Source organism: Vibrio sp. D401a (assembly GCF_030248515.1).
Classification (GTDB): Bacteria; Pseudomonadota; Gammaproteobacteria; order Enterobacterales; family Vibrionaceae; genus Vibrio; species Vibrio rotiferianus.
This window is the reverse complement of sequence record NZ_JAHGAI010000076.1, coordinates 1-22,106: the sequence shown is the minus strand read 5'-3', so window position 1 is coordinate 22,106 and position 22,106 is coordinate 1. Positions and strand designations below refer to the sequence as shown.

The 22,106-nt window shown below is 45.7% G+C and carries 21 protein-coding genes and 1 riboswitch; of the genes, 16 read left to right on the top strand and 5 right to left on the bottom strand.

The window, feature by feature from the left end:
* From ftsY to glpG, 6 genes are all read left to right on the top strand, one after another.
* The coding region (gene ftsY, locus KIV41_RS24275; protein WP_285337826.1) for a signal recognition particle-docking protein FtsY at positions 1–981 on the top strand (981 nt) is incomplete at its 5' end.
* Between the two features lie 22 nt (positions 982–1,003).
* Positions 1,004–1,678, top strand: a complete 675-nt coding sequence (ftsE, locus tag KIV41_RS24270) for a cell division ATP-binding protein FtsE (protein WP_010444476.1) — start codon at positions 1,004–1,006, stop codon at positions 1,676–1,678.
* The gene (gene ftsX / locus KIV41_RS24265) at positions 1,668–2,630 is read left to right on the top strand and encodes a permease-like cell division protein FtsX (protein WP_010444474.1); all 963 of its coding nucleotides are present in this window, start codon (positions 1,668–1,670) and stop codon (positions 2,628–2,630) included. The genes ftsE and ftsX overlap by 11 nt, the downstream gene beginning before the upstream one ends.
* Before the next feature lie 175 nt (positions 2,631–2,805).
* Complete coding sequence (gene rpoH, locus KIV41_RS24260; RefSeq protein WP_038884842.1) at positions 2,806–3,663, top strand: RNA polymerase sigma factor RpoH; 858 nt, start codon at positions 2,806–2,808, stop codon at positions 3,661–3,663.
* A gap of 411 nt (positions 3,664–4,074) precedes the next feature.
* Positions 4,075–4,395 carry a thiosulfate sulfurtransferase GlpE gene (glpE, locus tag KIV41_RS24255; RefSeq protein ID WP_038884844.1) on the top strand — a complete coding sequence of 107 codons (321 nt, stop codon included), beginning with the start codon at positions 4,075–4,077 and terminating at the stop codon, positions 4,393–4,395.
* Positions 4,395–5,237: a rhomboid family intramembrane serine protease GlpG gene (gene glpG / locus KIV41_RS24250; RefSeq protein ID WP_038884846.1), complete on the top strand. Its 843-nt coding sequence runs from the start codon at positions 4,395–4,397 to the stop codon at positions 5,235–5,237. Before glpE ends, glpG begins: the two co-directional genes overlap by 1 nt.
* A 68-nt stretch (positions 5,238–5,305) precedes the next feature.
* Here glpG and KIV41_RS24245 read toward each other — a convergent pair whose 3' ends face one another.
* The gene (locus tag KIV41_RS24245) at positions 5,306–5,716 is read right to left on the bottom strand and encodes a flagellar basal body-associated protein FliL (RefSeq protein WP_010444471.1); all 411 of its coding nucleotides are present in this window, start codon (positions 5,714–5,716) and stop codon (positions 5,306–5,308) included.
* A 153-nt stretch (positions 5,717–5,869) separates the two neighbouring features.
* Here KIV41_RS24245 and KIV41_RS24240 point away from each other — a divergent pair, with 153 nt between their 5' ends.
* The gene (locus KIV41_RS24240) at positions 5,870–6,409 is read left to right on the top strand and encodes a chorismate lyase (RefSeq protein ID WP_038884849.1); all 540 of its coding nucleotides are present in this window, start codon (positions 5,870–5,872) and stop codon (positions 6,407–6,409) included.
* Positions 6,410–7,264: a 4-hydroxybenzoate octaprenyltransferase gene (gene ubiA, locus KIV41_RS24235; RefSeq protein WP_285337825.1), complete on the top strand. Its 855-nt coding sequence runs from the start codon at positions 6,410–6,412 to the stop codon at positions 7,262–7,264. It abuts the gene before it with no gap.
* An 89-nt stretch (positions 7,265–7,353) separates the two neighbouring features.
* Here ubiA and plsB read toward each other — a convergent pair whose 3' ends face one another.
* Positions 7,354–9,780 carry a glycerol-3-phosphate 1-O-acyltransferase PlsB gene (gene plsB / locus KIV41_RS24230; protein WP_285337824.1) on the bottom strand — a complete coding sequence of 809 codons (2,427 nt, stop codon included), beginning with the start codon at positions 9,778–9,780 and terminating at the stop codon, positions 7,354–7,356.
* Between the two features lie 368 nt (positions 9,781–10,148).
* Here plsB and lexA point away from each other — a divergent pair, with 368 nt between their 5' ends.
* From lexA to dinF, 3 genes are all read left to right on the top strand, one after another.
* The gene (gene lexA / locus KIV41_RS24225; protein ID WP_005438488.1) at positions 10,149–10,769 is read left to right on the top strand and encodes a transcriptional repressor LexA; all 621 of its coding nucleotides are present in this window, start codon (positions 10,149–10,151) and stop codon (positions 10,767–10,769) included.
* A 210-nt stretch (positions 10,770–10,979) separates the two neighbouring features.
* A complete protein-coding gene (locus tag KIV41_RS24220; RefSeq protein WP_010444461.1) occupies positions 10,980–11,774 on the top strand; it encodes a class I SAM-dependent methyltransferase in 795 nt (264 codons plus the stop codon).
* 307 nt (positions 11,775–12,081) lie between these two features.
* Positions 12,082–13,425 (top strand): MATE family efflux transporter DinF, encoded by a 1,344-nt coding sequence (gene dinF, locus KIV41_RS24215; RefSeq protein ID WP_045393373.1) that lies wholly within the window; start codon positions 12,082–12,084, stop codon positions 13,423–13,425.
* Positions 13,426–13,493: 68 nt separating this feature from the next.
* Here dinF and sthA read toward each other — a convergent pair whose 3' ends face one another.
* Positions 13,494–14,924: a Si-specific NAD(P)(+) transhydrogenase gene (gene sthA / locus KIV41_RS24210; RefSeq protein ID WP_285337823.1), complete on the bottom strand. Its 1,431-nt coding sequence runs from the start codon at positions 14,922–14,924 to the stop codon at positions 13,494–13,496.
* Positions 14,925–15,188: 264 nt separating this feature from the next.
* Between sthA and fabR the strand changes: the two genes are divergently transcribed.
* Positions 15,189–15,830: an HTH-type transcriptional repressor FabR gene (gene fabR, locus KIV41_RS24205; RefSeq protein WP_010444457.1), complete on the top strand. Its 642-nt coding sequence runs from the start codon at positions 15,189–15,191 to the stop codon at positions 15,828–15,830.
* On the top strand, positions 15,830–16,195 hold the full coding sequence (locus KIV41_RS24200) for a YijD family membrane protein (RefSeq protein ID WP_038884856.1): 366 nt from the start codon (positions 15,830–15,832) through the stop codon (positions 16,193–16,195). The genes fabR and KIV41_RS24200 overlap by 1 nt, the downstream gene beginning before the upstream one ends.
* Positions 16,196–16,259: 64 nt before the next feature.
* Here KIV41_RS24200 and trmA read toward each other — a convergent pair whose 3' ends face one another.
* Positions 16,260–17,369 (bottom strand): tRNA (uridine(54)-C5)-methyltransferase TrmA, encoded by a 1,110-nt coding sequence (trmA, locus tag KIV41_RS24195; protein ID WP_171358964.1) that lies wholly within the window; start codon positions 17,367–17,369, stop codon positions 16,260–16,262.
* Between the two features lie 184 nt (positions 17,370–17,553).
* Positions 17,554–17,755: riboswitch (cobalamin riboswitch) on the top strand.
* A 57-nt stretch (positions 17,756–17,812) separates the two neighbouring features.
* Between trmA and KIV41_RS24190 the strand changes: the two genes are divergently transcribed.
* The 3 genes from KIV41_RS24190 to murI all read left to right on the top strand — a co-directional run bounded on the left by KIV41_RS24190 (position 17,813) and on the right by murI (position 21,301).
* The gene (locus tag KIV41_RS24190; RefSeq protein ID WP_285337822.1) at positions 17,813–19,687 is read left to right on the top strand and encodes a TonB-dependent receptor domain-containing protein; all 1,875 of its coding nucleotides are present in this window, start codon (positions 17,813–17,815) and stop codon (positions 19,685–19,687) included.
* A gap of 83 nt (positions 19,688–19,770) precedes the next feature.
* Positions 19,771–20,454 (top strand): ATPase, encoded by a 684-nt coding sequence (locus tag KIV41_RS24185; RefSeq protein WP_045393382.1) that lies wholly within the window; start codon positions 19,771–19,773, stop codon positions 20,452–20,454.
* Positions 20,455–20,494: 40 nt separating this feature from the next.
* Entirely contained in the window at positions 20,495–21,301 is an 807-nt protein-coding gene (gene murI, locus KIV41_RS24180) for a glutamate racemase (protein ID WP_285337821.1), read from the top strand.
* Here the strand turns inward: murI and KIV41_RS24175 are convergent.
* Positions 21,264–21,719: an RNA-binding protein gene (locus tag KIV41_RS24175; protein ID WP_010444441.1), complete on the bottom strand. Its 456-nt coding sequence runs from the start codon at positions 21,717–21,719 to the stop codon at positions 21,264–21,266. The genes murI and KIV41_RS24175 overlap by 38 nt on opposite strands.
* Positions 21,720–22,106 lie beyond the last annotated feature (387 nt).

Below are 22,106 nucleotides of genomic sequence, written 5' to 3'. Positions count from 1 at the left end.
GCAGAAGCAGAAGCAGAAGCGCCAGTTGTGCCTCGCATCCAAGAGCAAGAGAAGCCAACGGAAAGCTTTTTTGCTCGTCTTAAGCGCAGTCTAAGCCGTACTAAAGCGAACATTGGTGCAGGCTTCTTTGGGCTGTTCAGTGGTAAGAAGATCGATGAAGACCTTTTCGAAGAGCTAGAAGAACAACTGTTGATTGCTGATGTGGGGATGAATACCACCACCAAAATCATCGACAACCTGACCGAGAAAGCTTCTCGCGGTGATCTGAAAGATGGTGAAGCACTTTACGGCCTATTAAAAGAAGAGATGGCAGAAATCTTAGCTAAAGTAGAACAGCCTCTCGAAATCGACAGCAGCAAAACCCCTTACGTTATCTTAATGGTTGGTGTGAACGGCGTTGGTAAAACAACTACGATCGGTAAGCTAGCCAAGCAATTCCAAAACCAAGGCAAGAAAGTCATGCTCGCTGCAGGTGATACCTTCCGTGCAGCAGCGGTTGAGCAACTACAAGTATGGGGCGAGCGTAACAACGTTCCTGTCATTGCTCAGCACACTGGTGCAGACAGCGCATCTGTTATCTATGATGCAATTGAAGCGGCAAAAGCGCGTGGCGTTGATGTCGTGATTGCAGATACTGCAGGTCGTCTGCAAAACAAAGCTAACTTAATGGAAGAGCTACGCAAGATCGTGCGCGTGATGAAGAAGATTGATGATTCTGCACCGCATGAGATCATGCTGACGCTAGACGCGGGTACAGGTCAAAATGCCATTAGCCAAGCGAAACTGTTCAGTGACGTGGCCCCTCTAACTGGGATTACATTGACTAAGCTGGATGGTACCGCGAAAGGTGGCGTTATCTTTGCTATTGCTGATCAGTTCGAAATCCCAATTCGCTACATTGGTGTAGGCGAAGGTATCGAAGACTTGCGTCCTTTCGAAACTCAAGAGTTCATCGACGCTCTGTTTAGCCGTGAAGAGTAATTAGAGTTAGAGGTAATCAACGGTGATCAAATTTCAGCAAGTGAGTAAAGCATATCGAGGTGGTCGACAAGCCTTACAGAAGGTCGATTTTCATCTTAGGCGCGGAGAAATGGCGTTTTTAGGTGGCCACTCGGGTGCGGGTAAAAGTACTTTGTTGAAACTGATATGTGCAATAGAGCGCCCAACTGATGGAAAGATCCAGTTCAACGGGCACGACATTACGCGTATTCCAAGCAAAGACATCCCTTTTTTACGTCGTAATATTGGGATTGTGTTTCAAGATCACCGTTTATTGATGGACCGAAGCGTGTTCGACAATGTCGCGCTGCCGATGCGTATTGAGTCGATTTCTGAAAATGAAATCAAACGCCGAGTTTCTGCGGCATTGGATAAAACGGGTCTACTTGATAAAGCCCGTTGTCTACCTAGTCAACTCTCGGGAGGTGAGCAACAGCGTGTCGGTATCGCTCGTGCTGTTGTAAACCGACCAACGTTATTGGTGGCGGATGAACCGACGGGTAATTTAGATCCAGAATTGTCTAGTCGTGTTATTCGCTTATTTGAAGAATTTAATCGTGCTGGCGTAACGATTCTCCTTGCGACGCATGATATCGGGTTAGTCAATACTCGCCCTCAATATCGCCACTTTGAATTGAACCAAGGTTTCCTTAGTGAGGTAGAAGACTATGGTAGGTAATAAGCGCACCCAGAAGAAAGGGCGTAATACCGGTCGTGCAAATACCGATAGTTTTTTCTCCGTCCATCTGAAGCAAGCGAAAGCTTCTTTTCGTGCGTTATGGCGACGTCCTTTAGGTAATATCCTTACCCTTGCCGTGATTTCGATGGCGCTTTCCATGCCTGCATGTTTATACCTATTAGGTAAAAATGTAGCGGGCGCAGCCGAAGATGTAGCTTCACCATCGCAAGTTAGTGCTTACTTAGTTGAAGGGATGCCAGATGCTAGGGTGATGGTATTAAAAGATCAGATAGAAACTTGGCCTTTGGTAAAAGAGGTGGAATATATTTCGCCACAACAAGGTCTATCAGATCTAAGCCAATACGCTGGGTTTGACCAAGCGTTGAGCCTGTTGAGTGGTTATGCACTACCTGGTGTGTTGGTGATTACGCCAGATACCGAGTTAAAAAGTGATATCAAAGCGTTAGCGAAGGACGTCCGCCAACAGCAAGACGTTACCGATGTTAGGCTTGATGAGGATTGGTTAACCCGTTTAGATGCGATTAAAACCCTTGCTGGTATTATTGTCATCACCCTGACAATACTGATGTTAGGTGCTGTATTTTTAATCGTCGGCAATACATTACGTTTTAATGTATTAGCAAATAAAGAAGAGATTCAAACCATGAAACTGATCGGCGCGACCGACAGTTTTATTCTTCGTCCCTACCTCTATACAGGTATGTGGTTCGGAGTACTAGGCGCAGCAATAGCATGGTTGGTTACTGCATTAGTTACAGTGGTAATGAATAGTGCGGTAGAAGATTTAGCAGCGCTGTACGATAGTCAGTTCCGTTTGATTGGCTTGAGCTGGGATGAATCTCTGTTATTGATCATCACTGGCAGTTTATTGGGTTGTATTGCCGCACGAGTATCCGCGCAGCGACACCTAAAAGAAATTGAACCAGTTTAGGTGATAAAGGTCTTATACTTGGAATTTATTAGCACAAGCTAATTTTTCTCTCTTGTTTAGACGATTTGTTTATGGATAATTGCTCACCCTTCTTGCAACTTGTTCACTTTGAGTTCAAGATGGCGAAGCTAAATTGCAATGTATTGCTCCAGATCAGAGATTGATGAGGAATTGAATGTCAAACGAAGCGTATCCGATGGCCCTAGTCACGCAAGATAGCCTTGATAGCTATATCCGTTCTGTAAACAGCTACCCAATGCTGACACCAGAAGAAGAGCGAGGACTGGCAGAAAGATTACACTACAACGGTGAGATTGACGCGGCGAAAGGCCTGATCTTGTCACACCTACGATTTGTTGTTCACGTTGCTCGTGGCTACTCAGGCTACGGCTTGCCAATGGCAGACCTAGTTCAAGAGGGCAACATCGGTCTGATGAAAGCGGTTAAGCGTTTCAACCCAGAAGTAGGTGTTCGTTTGGTCTCTTTTGCGGTTCACTGGATCAAAGCAGAAATTCATGAATACGTGCTACGTAACTGGCGTATCGTGAAGATTGCGACTACAAAAGCGCAGCGTAAACTGTTCTTTAATCTGCGTAAGTCGAAAAAGCGCCTAGGTTGGTTCAACAATGGTGAAGTAGAAACGGTTGCACGTGAGCTGGGGGTAGAGCCTTCAGAAGTGCGTGAAATGGAATCTCGTTTGGCAGCAATAGATTCAACGTTCGATATGCCAACAGACGAAGACGACAGTTCGAATTCATATACAGCCCCAATGCTGTACTTAGAAGATAAGTCGTCAGATGTCGCGGATAATGTTGAAGCGGCTAACTGGGAAGCACATACCAATAACCGTTTGAGCCATGCATTAGCAAGTCTAGATGAGCGTAGTCAGCGTATCGTAAGCTCGCGTTGGTTAGACGACCAAAAAGCAACACTGCAAGATCTAGCGGATGAGTTTGGTGTATCTGCTGAGCGTATTCGTCAGCTAGAAAAGAACGCGATGAAGAAGCTAAAATTAGCTGTTGGTGAGTTCTAACTTCCGCTCCTAATACAAAGTAAGATTTTCATAGAAAGCCGAGATCATGTGATCTCGGCTTTTTTATTGTCGATCTAAATTCGATGAAGTTTGCGATCCATTTTATCTGTGCTACCTGTGTATAACTCTGTGAAGTAATTATTCATCAACTGTTCGAAAGCCGGACAAAATAAGGCTTTATCGCCGTTTTTCTTTTGGGGATAGTTGTGAATATACACACAGTTAGATCAAGATCATCACTACATATTGTGGATCAAAAGATCCAAATGCACTTTATCAACGCAATTCACAGATTTATCCACAAACGGTTGGAATATGAACAGCTTTAAATGACCAGACTATCTCTGTGGCTAAGTTTGGCTTTGGATAGGTTACAATGACGTCAATTCTGAGAACAACATGAGAAAGTAAATGGACCAGTTTCAACACATTGATGTACAAAGTGCTCAAGCCTTGCTTAAACAAGGCGAAGCTAAACTTGTCGATATTCGTGACCCTCAATCTTTTGCAGTGGCGCATGCAGAATCCGCTTTTCATCTGACCAATGACTCAATCGTGGCCTTTATGGACGAAATAGAGTTCGAACAACCTGTTTTAGTGATGTGCTATCACGGCATCAGTAGTCAAGGTGCGGCACAATATTTGGTTAACCAAGGCTTCGAACAGGTGTACAGTGTGGATGGTGGCTTTGAAGCCTGGCAACGAGCAGAACTCCCAATAGTGAGAAGTTAATGAAGAGATTGGTAACGTTAAGTAATCCACGTATGGCGCAAGCTTTCATTGATTACATGGCATCGCGCAAAATTGAGATTCAGATGATGCCGGAAGGTGAAGGGCAGTTTGCGCTTTGGTTGACGGACGCGCAGCATGAAATAGAAGTTGACGCGGAGCTGAAGCAGTTCTTAGCCAACCCATCGGCTTCGAAGTACAGCGCGGCCTCGTGGGACGTTGCCGATACTCGCAAGAGTAAATTTCATTACTCCAGCCCAAGCATCATGGGAATGATCAAAGCCAAAGCGGGTCCTGTGACTTTATTGATCATGGCCGTTTGTACAGTTATCTACTTTTTACAGATGTTTGGTTTTGGTGATGGGGTGTTTGCACTGCTGCACTTCCCCGCTTTTGAAGGTCAGCAATGGCAAGTTTGGCGTTGGATAAGTCATGCATTGCTGCATTTTTCAGTGACACATATTGTGTTTAACCTACTGTGGTGGTGGCAGTTAGGTGGTGATATCGAACGTCGCCTAAGCTCCGGTAAGTTACTGCAAATCTTCTTTATCTCTGCGGCGCTGTCTGGCGCTGGGCAATTTTACGTAGAAGGGGCCAACTTCGGTGGCTTGTCTGGTGTGGTCTATGCGCTACTTGGTTACTTGTGGGTTCTTGGTTATCGCTGCCCACACCTTGGCTTAGCCCTACCTAAACCGATTATTGGCTTTATGCTGGTGTGGTTAGTACTAGGCTTTGTTCAGCCATTTATGGCGATTGCCAATACTGCCCACTTGGTAGGTTTGCTCTCAGGTATGGCGATTGCGCTGTTTGATTCAGGCAAACAGAAATACCAACAAGCATTATGATCACTTGATAAGAATAAAAAAGACCGCCGAAAGGCGGTCTTTTGTTTTACGATGTAAACCTGCAGAGGTTATTGATAGAGATACTTGGTAAAGAGTAAATCAGCAATAATGGTCTTGCCTGTTTCTGGAAGAAGAATCTCATTGAGTTTTTCTACCAAGGTTTTACGTAAGTCTTCTCGGCCAGACAATGATTTAATCGTATCTTCAGTTTGTTTGCCCAGTAACTCTATAACCGCATCACGAATGAGCGGTTGATGATGTTCGACAACAGCAAGATCTTGTTGGCTCATGACCATAATATCGATACGAACTTGTACATAACCTAGCTTTTTGCCTTTGGTGTAAAAGTTAGTAGTTAAATCTGGCTCAAGAGTAAAATAGGCCAACTGAGGTCCTGTTTCTTCCGATTCTGCCCAACTAGGTGCAGAGATCAGCAAGCTCAATGCAAAAATAATTTGGGCTACATAACGTTTGTACATATTTCTAACTTTTCTTTCTCTGGATCGCGATACTCGAATCGCTTTAGTCTTGATACAATAGACCGTCTATAACAAATAACGGAACTTACAGTTTCAATAAGACGGTAAGTTGTTGCTTTATTGTACGCATAAAGCCACCAATTGAATACTAGTATGAATCAGCCGACATCACTCTATATTACTTCTTTAATGGAAGTAGAGTGGCAAAAACCCGAAGATTTCGCATTTCCCAATGAATTTGCTCAGCATTGGCTTGAGGAGCAAGGGTCTTTGTCACGCCGTTTGAAGCAGCACTGTCAGGAACTGACAGTGGAATTGCTGCATAACCAAATTGTTACTGCACAGACATTACGTGCAGATGAAAGTCTCTTGTTATCCGACCAAGATTGCCTGCTTAGAGAGGTGATTTTATGTGGTGACAATACAGATTGGGTCATTGGCCGCACGCTAATCCCACGCACAACTTTGGTTGATCAACAATATGACTTGGCTCAGCAGGGGGATATCCCGTTGGGTTTGACCGTATTCAGCGCTGATAATGTTGAACGCGATGCTCTGCAAATGGGGTGGGTTGATCTGCCACAAGGGCGCTTTTTAGCGCGTCGCTCAAGATTGTGGATGAATCACAAACCGATGCTGGTCGCTGAGTTATTCTTACCAAATTCACCCGTTTACGCTAAGGAGAAGGTGTAAATGTCCGCAGAAAAAGCCAAAGCATATTGGCAACTGATGCGAATGGATCGCCCAATTGGCTCATTGTTGTTGTTGTGGCCGACAATTTGGGCACTTGTGATTGCCGCGCAGGGCATGCCAAATTGGGATGTACTCATCGTGTTTGTATTAGGCGTGTTCCTAATGCGCAGCGCTGGTTGTGTGATTAACGATTTTGCCGACCGTAAAGTCGATGGACATGTGAAACGTACCAAGCAGCGTCCTTTGCCATCGGGTAAAGTGACCTCGAAAGAAGCGATTGGTTTGTTTTTGGTTCTTGGTATCAGTTCGTTCTTATTAGTGCTAACTATGAATCCGCTCACGATTAAGCTCTCTTTTGCGGGTATCTTTTTAGCGTTCATCTATCCATTTATGAAGCGTTACACCCATCTGCCACAGCTGTTTTTGGGCTTGGCTTTTAGTTGGGCGATTCCGATGGCGTGGGCTGCGCAAACTGGCGACCTGCCTTGGATTGTGTGGTTTGTGTTTGTGATTAACGCGCTGTGGACCATTGCCTACGACACTCAATACGCGATGGTTGACCGAGACGATGACTTAAAGATTGGTATCAAATCGACGGCTATCTTGTTTGGCCGTTATGACAAACTAGTGATTGGTGTTCTGCAGTTAGTTACTTTGGCGATGTTAGTGCTGCTAGGTCAACACTATGAACTTGGACAGAGCTACTACTGGACGATTCTGGTTGCGGCTTCTTTGTTTGTATACCAGCAACACTTGATTCGCCACCGAGAGCGCGACTTGTGTTTTAAAGCCTTCCTTAACAACAACTATGTCGGAATGGTGATTGCGGTCGGTCTGTTTATCGCTTTCTGGTAACGGCGTAGTACAAACGTTCAGATAGAAAAAAGGCATCCAATTGGATGCCTTTTGTGTTTTTGTCGAGGTGAATATCGAGCTTAAGCAAGTTATGCTTGCAGCTGATGGATACTCTCTTCGATGGTCAACTTCACTTCTGGGTAAAGCAGAGCAAATAGCAGTTTGGCAAATTGCTGCGTCTTCTCAAGATCGCAGTTGCCGTCACTGTCTAGGTATTGCTGCTCTTTCAGCGTATTGAACATCGCAGCAAACACACCTTTGTCGAAGAATTCTGGCGCGTTAATACCGTGCAGACGCCCCAAACGCTGTGCAATGTCTTGGCTCTTCTGCTCAAGATCAGATTTACCCAGTTCTTGGTCTGTCACCAGTAAGTTCATCGCGATAGAGTAGCGTTGTAGCGTTTCAGTGATAGTACGACCCAATAGAACCAATGATTGGTTGTTTGATTGGTTGATTTCCAGCTTCTCACCGTCTTGGCAAATCATCTTCTGCTCAATGAACTCGTTCAAGATCTTCACGACCAGCTCGTTCAACTCTTCTTCCTTATAGCTTAGGAACAGCTCTTTTTTCAGGAATGGATAGATTTGAGCGACGTTGTCTTGAATCTTCTCAACCGTCACGTTGCGCTGACGAATAATCATCTGAGCAATCAATGATGGTAGAGCGAACAAGTGAATGATGTTGTTGCGGTAGTAGGTCATCAGAATCGACTGACTACGATCCAGCGAAATGATGTCACCCATGGTGTCGGTTTCAATCACAAACTTATCAAGTGAGATCGCGTGATCTACCAACTCTTCAGCCGTTTCTGTTGGAACCGTTGAAGTGTTTGAGTATGGGTTGTTCTTAAGTAGCTTCAGGTAGCATTCAATCTGGTTGATCAAAGAGTCACGAGACAACGCACGCTGACGAGAAGCCAATAGCGCTGTCGCACATAGAGTCAGCGCGTTAGTTGCTGCTGCATCGTTAATGTGCGTCATCATCTTGTTTGCTAGGCCGTTTACCACAGGGTTCATCCATTGTGGTTTGCTACCGCCCATGCGGTCGATGTCTTTGGTCCATTCTGGCGCGTGTTCATTCAGGTATTGGTTTAGCTGAATCGGCTCACCGAAGTTCACGTAACCAAGGCCAAAGTTGCGCAGCTTACGCAGAGTACGTAGAACAAGACCTGCGTTTTCTTTCTCTTTGCGTGAACCGCGAAGCTCTTTGGCGTAAGTACCCACTTCCATTACGTGCTCGTAACCGATGTACACAGGCACTAACGTTACTGGACGGTTTAGACCGCGCAACATGGCTTGAATCGTCATTGCCAACATACCGGTTTTTGCTTGCAGCAGACGACCAGTACGTGAACGACCACCTTCACTGAAGTACTCAACCGAGTAGCCTTTAGCAAACAGCTCAGACAGGTACTCACGGAAAATGGTTGAGTACAGCTTGTTGCCTTTAAAGCTACGACGAATAAAGAACGCACCACCACGACGGAAGATTGGACCCGCAGGGAAGAAGTTCAGGTTAATACCAGCGGCAATGTGCGGTGGCACCATACCTTCATGGTACAGAACGTAAGAGAGTAGTAGGTAGTCCATGTGACTGCGGTGACATGGCACGTACACGATCTCATGACCATCTTGCGCTAGGCGACGAACCGTCGAAGCGTTGTTGATGTGTAGACCTTGGTACAGCTTAGTCCACAACCAACCAAGAATACGATCGCCGTTTTTCACCAAACCATACGAGAAGTCTGCCGCAATCTCATCCATGATGTCATGGGCTTCTTTGCGAGCTTTCTCGATAGAAATGTTTTTGCTTTGCGCTTCGTCTTCAATCGCTTTTTCGATTGCAGGCGATTTCATTAAGCGTGCAAACAGCACTTGGCGTTGAGGTAGGTTTGGACCCGATGCCGCAAGTTTCTGACGAGAGAAATGGATACGTGCAACGCGCGCTAGCTTGTGTGCAATAGCGCTGTCAGTGCCGTGAGAGTCTGCCATGTAACGTAGTGAAACTACTGGGCTAAAGCGCACCAAGCAGTCACGACCCGCTGCCATTACCGCTTTTGCTTTTTGCGGACCGTTCATTGGTTGTAGGTACGGCTTGTGGTTTTCTTCTTTACCTGGCTTACGACCCCAAAGCACTGTCGCTGGGATCATTTGCACGTCTAGCTCGCTGTCGAGTTTGTGCAATTCAAGTAATTCAGTAAACAGAGAAACAGACTCACTCGGTACGTCGTTATCATTGCTCATCACGGTTGGACGAGAGGCAATAAACACGTAACGAGTCAGTTTTTTGCCATTGATTTCTAGCGGGCTAAGCGGGTCTGGTAGACCAAGGCTCAAAGCTTGTTTTTGTAGTGTCAGCAAATCCACGTTCGAACGGAACGGTAAGGCATACACAATCGGCTTCGCTAGGTCGATGTTGAGATCGTCAATTGGATTTGACGGGATTGTGGTGCCCTTTACCATTACCGATAAAGGTAGTTTTAGTAATGAACGTGAAAATGATTGTCCAGAAGACATAAAGTTCACAGCCTCAATAGGTATTCAAACAAGCCTAACCTTATTTCTGCGTCCGCTTTCCCTTCTTCTATAGGAAAGGAAATAGATACGGCAATAGAAATAAGCCTAGGCGATAAATTTTAAGCGCAGCAAGGATACCAGAAACTGGTCAAACCTTTTAATTTTATTGAGCGGAAATTAGCCGAACCCCTAGGTTGTTGCTTTCATTAGACGAATTGGCTATTGCGTGTTTAAAACGCATACTCACTTGAGGTTTGTGGGTGGGATCTGAAACAGGCGCAAATAAATTAAAAAACAACCAATTGGGTTTTCATTTGTCCATTTACTGGATATACTCACAGTTAACTGTATAAAAAGACAGGTGACATATGAAGCCGTTAACGCCACGCCAACAACAAGTCTTCGATTTGATTAAAAGCAAAATCGAAGACACCGGAATGCCACCAACTCGTGCAGAGATTGCGCGTGAGCTTGGCTTCCGCTCTGCGAATGCCGCAGAAGAACACCTAAAAGCGCTTGCTCGTAAACAAGCGATTGAAATTATTCCAGGCGCATCTCGCGGGATCCGAATCCTGCTTGAAGATGCGGCAAACGACGATCAAGGTCTGCCTTTGATTGGTCAAGTTGCTGCTGGTGAGCCGATTCTGGCTCAAGAGCATGTGGAGTCTCACTACCAAGTGGACCCTGCGATGTTCAAACCAAAAGCAGATTTCTTACTTCGCGTAAACGGCGAAAGTATGAAAGACATCGGTATTATGGACGGCGACTTACTAGCTGTGCACAAAACCCAAGACGTTCGCGACGGTCAAGTTGTGGTTGCACGTGTTGATGATGATGTGACGGTGAAGCGTTTAGAGCGTAAAGGTTCTACAGTTCTACTGCATGCAGAGAATGAAGAGTTTTCACCAATCCAAGTTGACCTAACATCGCAACACCTGACGATTGAAGGTCTGGCGGTTGGCATCATCCGTAACACTGATTGGATGTAGGCTTCTTGCCTCAAGCATTCTAATAAAGCCCAGCGTTCTGCTGGGCTTTGTGTTTTCTAAGCTTTCTATTGTTGTTTTCATTCCTTCAAACTTATTACGCTCGCCACCGGTTGAGAATTTTGGTCATGCTGTAAAGCTTGCAAGTGATATTGAGATTTATTATCATCTAAATCTATTTAATCATTTTCTTTTCGGCGTAAGGAAATGCCCATGTCCAAGCCTCAACATCACGTACCCAATCATCTGTTGAAACCGTTGTTTTTGCGCAGCCGCGAAAGCATGGTAGACAACGGTTTGGTGTACGATCCAATCGCCGCAAAAGCGTGTTTGAGCTGTAAGATGGCACCAGATTGTATTAGTGGTGATGTCGATCAGAAGCAACTATTGCACGTGACCTTAACTCAGCTGTGCGATCAGCAGGTCAGTCACTTTCTTCAACAACACTCAGACGCTTGGATCATTAATGTTGGTGCGGGCTTAGATACGCGTTTCTACCGTTTGGACAATGGCCGTTGTCATTGGATTGAACTGGATGTCACCGAGAATCTGGTTTGGCGTCAGCGATTGTTCCACAAAAACGAACGTTACGAGCATCGTTGCGGCAGCGTAGAAGACATGAGCTGGTTAGACGAACTGCGCATTCCTGAAAAAGCACCAGTACTGATCCTATGTGAGATGGCTTTACTCGATTGCGATGAATCGCGTGTTGCGACTTTCATCCAAACTCTGGGTCGCTATTTTGTATCGGCAGAAGTGTGCATGGTGCTAGCAGGTGACTTAACCGAAAGTAAATGGGGTCAGAAGCTCGGTTCAGATACGTATGCACATGGTTTTGAAGCACCAGCGCAACAAGTACTGCATTGGCTGCCATGGGCGCAATGGGTCAAAGCCTTCTCACCATTCGACCGATTCTGCTCACGCTGGAAGGCATGGCAACGTTGGCTGAATAAGATCCCAATGTTGAAGCATCGCCTCACGCCAGTCCTCGTTCACATCAAGTGGTAATTGGCTAGGCACGAGGGTCTGTTTACCTTTTGCGGTTAAATTTTGTTCGAGATAAAAGCGTTTTAATCGCGACGATAGGTTAGCCGCCTAGTCACTCTAAGCAATGACCTATCAACAAAGAGTAAAGCGCTTTTAGCCGAACCCTTGGGCAGCTTTGTCGCTCTCTTGTACTGAGTTACTGTATTTCAAACTTTTCTCTTTTTTGATTGAATAGTAAGAACCCACAAACAGCTGCAAAAATAAGCTCTAAAGGTCAACAGACCCTTAGTACTCAGGTACACTCGCTGATCTAAACAACGAGGTGCCTGTGACAAACTCTATCTTCTCTCCTTTATCGAATCCTCAAGTGCATCGCCAAGTGTTAGCGCTCGCTATCCCTATGGTGCTGTCGAATATTACTGTTCCACTCTTGGGCTTGGTTGACGCTGCGGTGATCGGTCACCTTGAACACGCTTGGTATCTGGGCGGTGTTGCGTTGGGCAGTACCATGATCAGCGTGACGTTTTGGTTGCTTGGCTTTTTACGTATGTCGACTACTGGATTAGCGGCGCAATCCTATGGTGGTGAAGACCGGAAACAACTCGCTTTGGTGTTTATGCAAGGCTCACTCATGGCGTTGTTGTTTGCGTTAGTCTTTCTTATTGCCCATAACCCGATCGCGGATCTGATCTTTGGTTGGAGTGATGCCAGTGCTGAAGTGAAGCACTACGGCATGCAATATTTCTCTATTCGAGTGTGGAGTGCGCCCGCTGCGCTGATGAATTTTGTGTTGTTGGGCTGGCTACTCGGAACGCAAAACTCCAAAGCCCCAATGTGGATGGTGATCATCACTAACGTGACCAATATTGCGCTCGATTTACTGTTTGTTATTGGCTTAGGCTGGAAAGTAGAAGGCGCAGCGCTGGCATCGGTAATAGCTGATTACTCAGGCATGGCGTTTGGCTTGATGTGTGTGTGGAAAACATGGCGATCGCGTCAGTTACCATCTCCTAAGAGCCTACTAACCGATACTCAACATGGGTTAGGGCGGTTCGTAAAACTCAATCGCGATATCTTCTTACGCTCGCTCTGTTTACAAGCTACGTTTAGCTTTATGACTTTCCAAGGCGCGAGCTTTGGCGATGATGTGGTTGCGGCCAATGCAGTATTGATGAGTTTCTTGATGATGATTTCCTATGGCATGGACGGTTTCGCTTATGCCATGGAAGCCATGGTAGGCAAAGCAATTGGTGCCAAAGACCGAGCGCAACTCAGTGCATCGTTGATTGGTACTTTCTTTTGGAGCCTGATCATCTGTTTAGGTTTGACTGCGGTATTTGGTTTGGCGGGATCGCACTTGATCGCCATGATCACTTCGATTGAGGCGGTGCAGCAGCAAGCGGCGGTATATCTGCCGTGGCTGGTGGTCATGCCATTGGCGTCGATGTGGTGCTTCCTGTTTGATGGCATTTTTGTTGGTGCCACCAAAGGTAAAGACATGCGAAACAGTATGTTCGTAGCGACGTGCTGTTTCTTTGCGATATTCTTTTTGTTCTCAGGTTGGCAAAACCATGCGCTGTGGTTTGCGATGACCAGTTTCATGGCAATGCGAGGGATTGGACTCGGCGCTATCTTCTTCTATCAATGGCGCAAGGGAAGCTTTCTTGCCTAGTTACACATAAAAAAACAGCAGGTCGAAACCTGCTGTTTTAGCTTTTGGATCATGGCAACCCAATTGAATTAGAATAGTCGGTTCAAACCGTTCAGCGCCGCTACGCGATACGCTTCTGCCATCGTCGGGTAGTTAAAGGTGGTATTGACGAAGTATTCAATCGTATTGGCTTCGCCTTTTTGTTCCATGATGGCCTGACCGATGTGGATGATTTCCGCCGCGCGCTCACCAAAGCAGTGAATACCAAGAATCTCTTTGGTTTCACGATGGAAGAGGATTTTCAAACTGCCGATGTCTTTACCTGCAATCTGTGCACGAGCGAGATGCTTGAACGAAGAGCGTCCCACTTCGTAAGGCACTTTCGCCGCAGTCAGCTCTTGTTCGGTTTTGCCCACAGAGCTAATTTCTGGAATGGTGTAGATACCCGTCGGGATATCATCAATCAGATTGCCGTCGGCTTGCCCTTTCGTGATGGCTTGTGCCACGAAGCGACCTTGGTCATACGCTGCACTTGCTAGGCTAGGGTAGCCAATCACATCACCGACGGCGTAGATGTGTTCAACTTCTGTACGGTAGTTACCGTCTACTTTAAGTTGCCCGCGAGAGTCGCTTTCTAATCCAACGGCAGGTAAGTTGAGTTTGTCTGTATTACCCGTTCGACCATTAGCATACAGTAAGCAGTCTGCTTTCATCTTTTTACCTGATTGCAGGTGTACGATTACGCCGTCTTCGGTGCCTTCGATTTTCTCGAATGTTTCGTCGTTGCGAATCACTACGCCACTGTTCCAGAAGTGGTAAGACAATGCATCTGAGACTTCGTTATCTAGGAAAGAGAGCAGACGGTCGCGAGTGTTAATCAGGTCAGTCTTCACGCCTAAACCACGGAAGATAGATGCGTATTCACAACCGATAACCCCAGCACCGTAAATGATGATGTGGCGAGGGTCGTGTTTCAGGCTCAGGATAGAGTCACTGTCGTAGATGCGCTCATGCAAGAAGTCGACGTCGTTCGGTTGGTATGGACGAGAGCCTGTGGCGATAACAAATTTGTCCGCGGAGTACACTTCTTCTGTACCGTCACTTTGCATCACTGCGATGGAGTAGTTGTCAATGAAGCGTGCAGTACCAAACAAAAGCGTGCAGGAGTTACGATCATAAAAGCCCTGACGAAGTCGAGTTTGCTTATCAATCACTGATTTCGCATGACCTAAAATGTCAGAAAATGTTGCATGAAGGCTGGTGTTATTGCGACAGAACAGTGGGTTGTTATTGAACTCAATGATACGGCTAACCGCGTGACGCAATGCTTTCGATGGTATGGTTCCCCAGTGCGTACAACCGCCACCAACACTGCTTTCTTTTTCAACGATGGCAACATTCAGACCGGCTTTGGTCAATCCCATTGCCGCCCCTTCACCGCCAGGGCCACTACCAATTACGATCACGTCATAGTGATTAGCATGCGCCATGATGTCTTCCTTGTTATATTTAATTAACATTGCTGTAGCGGGATTTTAACTCATTTGCTCTACAGGTACACATCATCGCTGCTAGAGAGTGGAAGTGATCACGTAGAATCGACCAAAAGAACTAATTGGTATGTTGTATGTCTACAATTTGAAGCGAAACGTTTGCATTTGAACGTCGGGCAATAGTAACTTGCTCGCGCTTGCTTCAGTCGAGGCAACATATCTTTTTACGTAGGGGCTAATTGCGTTATATTGATGCTCTTGTACCCAATAGAAAAAAGAGCAAGTTTTAGAATGAAATCGATGGGAATCCGCGCGCAGCAAAAAGAAAAGACACGTCGATCATTGATCGATGCGGCATTTAATCAACTTAGTGCGGATCGCAGCTTTTCCAATCTCAGCTTGCGAGAGGTTGCCCGGGAGGCCGGAATAGCACCGACTTCTTTTTACCGTCACTTCAAAGATATGGACGAACTTGGTTTAACCATGGTTGATGAGGGCGGTCTACTGTTACGCCAACTGATGCGTCAAGCTCGTCAGCGTATTGTCAAAGAAGGCAGTGTGATTCGAACTTCGGTTGAAACCTTCATGGAATTCATTGAAAGTAGTCCTAACGTATTCCGCTTACTGTTGCGTGAGCGCTCTGGTACTTCCTCTGAGTTTCGTACTGCTGTCGCTCGAGAAATACAACATTTTGCGGCAGAATTGACTGAATATTTAATAAGCACCGGTATGACCAAGGAAGAGGCGTTTACTCAAGCTGAGGCGTCAGTCACTTTGGTATTCAGTTCAGGTGCGGAAGTTTTAGACTTAGATCGACGTGAGCGCGATGAACTCGCCGAGCGATTGATCATGCAATTGCGAATGATAGCCAAAGGGGCTTATTGGTATCGCAAAGAACGTGAACGTAACCGATTAAAAGGCGGGATAGAATAATGTCGAATGGAAATAAATCTGAAAAGAAAACGCTGATTTTGGCACTGGTTGCAGGTATGTGTGGTGATGCTTTGTTGTCATGGTTGACCATGAGCGAAGTATCTTTCTCAATCTTCCCTCTGATTGCACTCGTGCTAGCAGTACAGGCGCTTTACCAAGAATACCTTAACAACCCAGTATCGGAAGATATCCCACTTGTTGGTCTTGCGTGTTTCTTCGTGGGGGCATTTGGTCACTCTGCGTTTATCAAAGCACAATACCCAGAAGCAGGCTCTAACTTCTTCGCGATCCTAGTTTCAATGATTCTATTGGCTTGGGTTGGAAAAAAGCTAGGTTTCATGGAAAAGAAAACTTCTGCTGAGTAAGCCAAAAGAACTCAACAAAAAAGCGAGCTACTGAGCTCGCTTTTTTATGCCTGACGCTGGTGGATTACGCTTTGCGTTCCAATAGTACGCCAGCTTCCATGTGGTGGGTGTAAGGGAACTGGTCAAACAGAGCAAAACGCGTCACGTTGTGTGTTTCACATAGAATGTCCAAGTTCTCTTTTAATGTTTCAGGGTTACAAGAGATGTACATAATGCGATCGTAACTTTGCACCATCTTACAAGTGTCAACGTCCATACCTGAGCGTGGAGGATCAACAAAAATCGTGTTGCAGTTGTAGCTCTTCAGATCCACGCCTGCATCTTGTAGACGACGGAACTCACGCTTACCTTCGATTGCCTGAGTAAACTCTTCCGCTGACAGACGTAGGATTTGTACGTTATCAATCTCGTTCGCTGCGATGTTGTATTGCGCAGAAACCACAGATGGCTTCGCTAGCTCAGTTGCTAATACGCGGTCAAAGTTTTGTGCCAGCGCTAGAGAGAAGTTACCGTTACCACAGTAAAGTTCTAGTAGATCACCCGTGCTTTCTTGAGTACAGTCGACCGCCCATTCCAGCATCTTCTCTGCCACTTTACCGTTTGGTTGGGTGAAGCTGTTTTCAACTTGCTGATAGATGTAGCTTTGACCATTCACATCTAGCTTTTCGATCACGTAATCACGGTCTAAAACAATCTTCATCTTACGTGCTCGGCCAATGATGTTTAGGTTGAAGCCCTCATCATTTAAGCGTTGTTTTAGTGCTTTTGCGTTTTCAATCCATTCCTCATCAAGTTGACGATGGTAAAGCAGTGAAACCAGAATCTCACCACTTAGGGTAGACAGAAAGTCCACTTGGAACAGTTTGCGACGCAATGATTCGTTGTCTTTCATTGCATCCACTAAAAGTGGCATCAAGTCGTTGATCAGGCGGCTGGCTGCTGGAAACTGGTCAACGCGGTATTTTTCACGAGTTTCTTGGTTGAACATGATGTAGTAAAGGTCTTCACCTTCATGCCAAACGCGGAACTCAGCACGCATGCGGTAGTGCTGCTCTGGTGATTCAAACACTTCCAGTTCTGGCACGTTGTATGGCGCGAACATATCGGTCAGACGTTCGACTTTTTCAGCCAGTTGTTCTTGGTAGCGTTGTGGGTTTACATCAAGAGTAGCCATGATCTTACCTTTTATGGTGCATTCAATTTAAGAGCGCAGATTTTATTCAATCTTAATAGGATGTCCAGTTTTGTACCCTAATTGATCTAAAGATAGTGTGTTCTGTGTCAGTTGATACTCAAATGAACCAAATCGTTACAATGGTCAGGGGGAATATTGGCTGGACAAATAATCAATAGCTTAATAGTATTTGCCACAAGCTGGTGCTATCTAGCAATCTAGATGGCTGAAATGGGAATCTGGTGAAAATCCAGAACTGACGCGCAGCGGTAAAAGAGAACGAACGCTCATTAAGACACTGCATTAGTTTATGTGGGAAGTCGAGCAAGTAGGTAGAATAACCTCGCTCTTAAGTCCGAATACCTGCCAGCAACTGAGCCACAGCACTGGACTGCTCAATAAGAGCAGGGCTCGGTAGGAATTACGCGATTTAGGACAATACAATGAGAAAAACTCTTCTTGCGATCACGTGTGCATCGCTGCTTTCACCTACTTTTTATTCACAGGCCCAACAAGCCTCCGCAGACGAAACGGTTGTGGTTACCGCAAACCGATTCCAGCAAATTGATGGTGCGGTTCTCGCACAAACTGTTACCGTAACCAAAGAAGACATTCAACGTCTTCAAGCAAATAGCCTATTTGATGTGTTCCGTACACTACCGAGTGTTGAAGTTGCCCAGTACGGTGGACGTGGTCAATCTGCATCTATCTACGTTCGAGGTGGTAGTTCATCCCAAGTTCTGGTTTTAGTAGATGGTGTACGTATGCCACGCGCTATCATGGGTGGTATCGACTTTAACCAATTTCCAATCAACTCGATTGAACGTATCGACTACATTCGTGGTGCGCGTGCTTCTATTTACGGTTCTGAAGCGATTTCTGGCGTAATCAACATTATTACTCGTGCGTCTATTAATGACGATTCAGGTCGAGTGTCTGCAGGTTATGGCTCAAATAACCATAAAAAAGGCACGTTTGTGGTCTCTAAACCTGTAGGCGAAGGTAAACACTTTAAGGGCGTGCTAGGTTACGAAAAAACCGATGGTTTTAATGTTAAACCTTTGCCGGGTGTGAACGACGGTGATGAGCACGGCTTTGAAACGCTCAACCTTAAACTAGGCTACCAACAAAACTTCTCTAATAACTTATCTGGTTACGTTGGGTTGAGTGCTTATAACAATGAGTACGACTACGATAACAGTAGCTATGGTAACCCTGCGTGGGGAACGGTTGATAAGCACGAAAAGAAAACCGGTGAAGTTGAGTATGTTGGTGCAGACCTGTCGTTGGAATATAACCGAGACGTTTACTCATCTGAATTGAAACTGGCTTATGGTCAGCAAGACAACTATGACCATAAATCAGGTCAAAGCAAATCAACTGGCGATCATGTTGCTATTGAGCAATTCAACGCGATTTGGTTGAACTCGTACAGCATTAACGAAGAGTTGAGCGTTGGTGGTGGTTTGGACTACCGTACGGAGAAGCTAGCCAAGGGCTATATTGCCCCTAGTGACTGGGGACCTGCTAAAGACTACGATCCAGAAAAGAACCCAAGAACCAACTTTGGTGTTAGCGCTATTGCTCAATACGCTTATGACGTCTGGACGTTAGAAGCGAGTGTACGTAATGACGACAACAACCAGTTTGGTAATAACACCACGTGGCAAACCGCAGCGGGTTGGAAGTTTTACCAAGGTTATGAATTGACGTTGAGCCATGGTACAGCCTTCCGTGCCCCGAGCTTCGTTGATTTGTATTACCCAGGCTACGAAATGCCAAACCTGAAACCGGAAGAGTCAGAAAATACCGAGCTATCGTTATCAGGTGCTGTATCTATTGTTGATTGGACGGTAACGGGTTACTACAACCAAATTGAAAACATGCTGATCTGGGAAGGTGCGGGCATGCAAAACGTTGGTGAAGCCGAAATTAAAGGTGTGGAGTTAGAGGTGAAATTCGATACAGATATCGTTTCTCACGAGTTCTACTTAGATTACAAAGACCCCGTCGATAAATCTGGTGCAGAAGATACCCAGCTAGCATACCGCTCTAAGCGCGGTGCCAAATGGAACGCTTACGCGACGTTTGACCAATGGACGCTAGGTTCACAGTATCTATACCAAGGCGAGCGCTTTAGTGGCAGTACAAGATTGCCGAGCTACAGTCTATGGAACTTCACCGCGTCTTACGCAGTAAGCCAAAACTGGGACATCAATGCGAAGCTAAGCAACGCCTTTGATAAAGATTACGAGATGTATGTGGGCTACGCGACACCAGGGCGTCAGTACTTTGTCTCGGCGGACTACCGCTTCTAATCGAATCCAACAAGACCGCCACATCGGCGGTCTTTCTTATTGTGAATAAAGAAGCTGGTGGAAATAGGCAGCGAGGACAGTTAATGACAAAAGCAAAACGGGTTGTGATCAGTTGGTCGAGTGGTAAGGACTCTACGCTAACGTTGGAGCGATTAAACGAAAATCCGCATTATCAGGTCGTAGGGCTATACACCACTTATGTTGAGAAAGAAGTGCCTTTTCAAGCAACGCCTTTAGAGGTTGTGCAAATGCAGGCCGACTTACTTGGCCTTCCGCTCATAACTATCGAACTGCCTGAAGTGTTTCCGAGTAACGACATTTATCAATCAACTATCGTTAATGCATTACAAAGCAGCGGACTGAATGTAGAAGCGGTCGCGTTTGGCGATATGTTCTGTAATGGCATTGCAGACTATCGTCGCAGCTATATTGAACCTGCCGGTTGGGAGTGTGTATTCCCATTACTGGGGGAAGAGAGCAAGGCATTGGCATTTGAAATTGTCGAGCGTGGTATTCAAACCATGTTAATTACCACCGATGGAAACGTGTTGCCGCCCGAGTGGTGTGGGCGTTGGTATGACAAAACGCTGATTGAGTCATTGCCCGGTCATATTGATCCCTGCGGAGAAGATGGTGAATTCCATACATTGGTGACATCAACGCCGTCATTTCAAGGACATATAGAACTGACTAAGCTTGAAGTGGAAATAGGGGAGCGATTCAGCCATCAAAGATACCAAGCCAAAGCATTGCCAAAACAAATCTAACCAGTATGATCGCCGAGTCTCTAATTTGCAGGTAAGACTCGTGCGAGCATCAAGTAAGAAAAAAGTCCTAGTGTTTGATTCCGGTGTCGGAGGGCTATCGGTCTTTCAAGAGATCCACCGACTTCTGCCACATATGGATTACTTATATCTGTTCGACAATGAGGCCTACCCATACGGAGAGCTTGACCAAGAGGTGTTGATCACTCGTGTTAATAAGCTGGTGGCAGCGTTGGTTGAAGAGCATCAAGCCGACATCGTAGTCATCGCCTGCAACACCGCAAGTACTATAGTGTTACCATCACTGCGCGCGAATCTATCCATTCCGGTTGTCGGTGTGGTCCCTGCTATCAAGCCAGCATCGCTGCTTGCTTCTCAAGGTGTAGGACTTATTGCTACGCCTGCGACAGTGACCCGTCAATATACTCATGAACTTATCCGCGACTTTGCCCAAGGCAAACCTGTCGAGTTATTAGGCTCGACTCGCTTAGTAGATATGGCAGAAGAAAAGCTGCGTGGTGAAAGTATTTCTCTTTCAGAGCTGGAGAGTATTCTTCTCCCACTACGTAATAAAGTCGATGTTGCAGTACTAGGCTGTACTCACTTCCCTCTAATTAAAGACGAAATACATCAAGCATTGGGTGGTGACGTAACGTTAGTTGATTCTGGTGAAGCCATTGCCCGACGAGTGAAAGCGTTAATATCGAGTGACACAAAGGAAGAGAGCAAAGATGAGGGGAGTAAGAAGATATATGCCAGTGCACCTCCTTGGCAAGAAGATGCACTGAATGTATGTTTGGCAAACCTAGGATTTAATCCTGTTCAGGTTTACCGCCATCTGGGTGTTTAGGATCGTTAGCAATACGTACTTTAAGCGTACGCTCCATATATTCCTTCTCATTAAGTTTTGCGATAGCAGGTTTTGCATCTGCTGCGGCCATCACTACAAAACCAAACCCTCTTCTTTTACCTGTGCGCTTATCTTTCATTAAGCGCACTGCATAGACCTGCCCATACTCAGCAAACAAATCACGAACGTGACTCTCATTTGCCTTATAGGGAAGGTTGCCGACATACAGTGTTTTAGTCGAAGGATCGGAATCCGAAGATTGAATAACAGGTGCCTTGCTAGAAAGTGAAAACAGAAAAGCAGTAGCGACAACACCGATAACAAAGCTCAAGGCTGGTGACACAGGCACTTGAGAGAAGATAACTCCTCCAAGAACCGCCAACCCAATACATAAGATCAGATTTTTTTTAGACGTCATTTTGATTACTACATATAGATGATAAATAGATAAGCTGCCTATTAACAAAATAGACACACGGATCTTACGTATATGGTTGGTGTTTTTCCAACCAATTGCTGTGATATGTCTCAAATGTGACGAAGAAATATGCAGATACCGCGTTATTGATGGATTAATAAGCGCTTGAAATGTTTTTTTCAAAAAAGGGTTGCGCTCATTTCTGGATTCCCTATACTGCGCATCCACCGACACGGAGTGAGACGAAAGTCACACAGCGAGTCGGGAAGAGAGAAAAAAGAATTTAAAAAAACTCTTGACTCTCAGAATGGGAAGCGTAAGATACGCACCCCTAACGACGAGGCGCTGATGCGGCAAGTTAGTTAGAAAAAGCTCTTTAAAAATAAG